Source organism: Stutzerimonas nosocomialis (assembly GCF_005876855.1).
GTDB lineage: Bacteria > Pseudomonadota > Gammaproteobacteria > Pseudomonadales > Pseudomonadaceae > Stutzerimonas > Stutzerimonas nosocomialis.
Genome location: NZ_QLAE01000073.1, coordinates 1 through 1,804, shown reverse-complemented (window position 1 = coordinate 1,804; position 1,804 = coordinate 1). Strand labels below are relative to the sequence as shown.

The following is a 1,804-nucleotide window of genomic DNA, read 5'->3' as shown; positions in this document are numbered from 1 at the left end:
ATGCGGCGGATTTCGATGATCGCCTCCGGCGTCTCCTGGACGCTGTGCCACGAAGGGATGATCTTCTCCGACTGGGCGCCCGGCAGGTGGGCGCTGCCGTAGGGCACCACGCCGTCGCTGCTGATGGCCAGTTCCAGCGCGGGCGTATGGTTGCCGATGATGCTGTGATAACGCACCCGGGGCGGGATGGGCAGTTCGGCCGCCGCCCTGACGAAAGGGTCCTGGTCGCTGAGGTTGTCGATGCTGTTGAAGCCCCGGTCCAGTACGACCGGCGCCGCCGAGTTGGGATCGACCAGAACCTGGGCGAACTCACGGAAGCGGCCGAGCACGGACACCGGCAACTTGACCAGGCCGGACGCCCAGCGCGACAGGCGGTTCTCGGCGAAGGGCGTACCGCGGTGCGGCGCTGCGACGAAGACCGCCCGGCTGACCTGGGGCAGCGGCTCGAAATGCAGGTAGGGGCCCAGGCTCGCGCGTGCCTTTTCCAGGCGCCGTCCGCTCATCGGGTATTGCGCCATGACCGACGACCACAGGCGGTCCTCCGTGGAGGACACCAGCAGGCGCGACAGGACGCCGCCCATGCTGTGGCCGACCAGCACGATGTCGCGGCTGGCCACGGCGGTGCCCTGGGGATCGAAGTGAGCGAGGGTCCGTTCGATGGTGTCGCGGATGAGCCGGTTGTTGAAGGCGATCGGCAGGTTGGTCGGGTAGTAGATCTGCCAGATCTGGTAGTTGTTGCGCAGCACCTCGTCGCCGAGCATTTCGTTGGCCACGTTGATCCAGGCTTCGGGGCTGCTGGCCAGACCGTGCAGCATGATGACGATGTGGCGCTCGGGGTCGTAGGGTTGCAGCAGGTACAGGTGGGGCGCTTCCAGCACCTCGCCGCGGCCTACCAGGGTCAGCAGCGACTGGCGGGCGAAGCCGGAGCGTGCCAGCCACAGTCCATAGCCGGACGTGAAGTTGGCGGCCAGCGGAACCGATTGGTCCGCCACCTGGAAATGCGTGGTGCGATAGGGGTCATAGCCGGTGATGTCGGCCGTGCGGGTCGCCAGCACGTCCTCGAGGGTGTCGCCCGGGAAGCGGATCACGATGCTGATGGCCGGGAAGGGTGTCTCGCTCCAGGGGAGGCGATCGCTCTTGCTGCTGACCACCCGCTTGCGGGTGACGGCGACCAGCTCGGCGCCGAGTCCATCGCGGCGGTACTGGTTGCGCAGGCCGGCGAAGGAGAGGGAGGCCGCGGGGATCAGCTCGCGCGGCAGCTGGCGCCCTTCGGCCAGCCGGACCTCTTCCAGGGAGCCGGTGACGCTCCAGCGCGCCAGTTGCAGGTGGAACCGCCCATCGGCCCCGTCGCGCTGCGGCGGCTTGCCGCGATGCAGCTCGAACAACTGGGTCATGGCTTCCTGCACCGCGAAATTGTAGTAGTCGCGCACCTGGGTCTGCCGATCCTCCAGGGCACGCGAGCCGGTGGAGCGGGCCGTGAAGAACAGGTAGGCGTAGGCGTGCCGGGCGCTTTCCAGGTAGGCGTCCACGCGGGCTTCCTGCGGGGCCACGCTGCGCATGGCCTCGAGCAGCCAGAGCTCGGCCAGGGCCGACAGGCGGTTTTCATCGGCGAGGCCTCCGTTGTCGGCGAGGCGCTGGCGACACTGCGGCAGGTCCTTGCGGCAATCCTTCTCGGCGATGCCCACGACCTGCAGCGCGATGCGGGCCGAGGCGCTGAGATCGCCGGTCGTGAGCACGTCGCCTCGACGCAGCGCCAGGTAGTCGTCGTTCTTGATGGCGTTGACCTTGACGCCGGCGCAGCCGG

The 1,804-nt window shown here is 68.5% G+C and carries 1 protein-coding gene; it reads right to left on the bottom strand.

The features are described 5' to 3' along the window. A partial coding sequence (locus DN824_RS22345; protein ID WP_241666766.1) for an esterase/lipase family protein occupies positions 1–1,804 on the bottom strand: 1,804 nt, incomplete at both ends.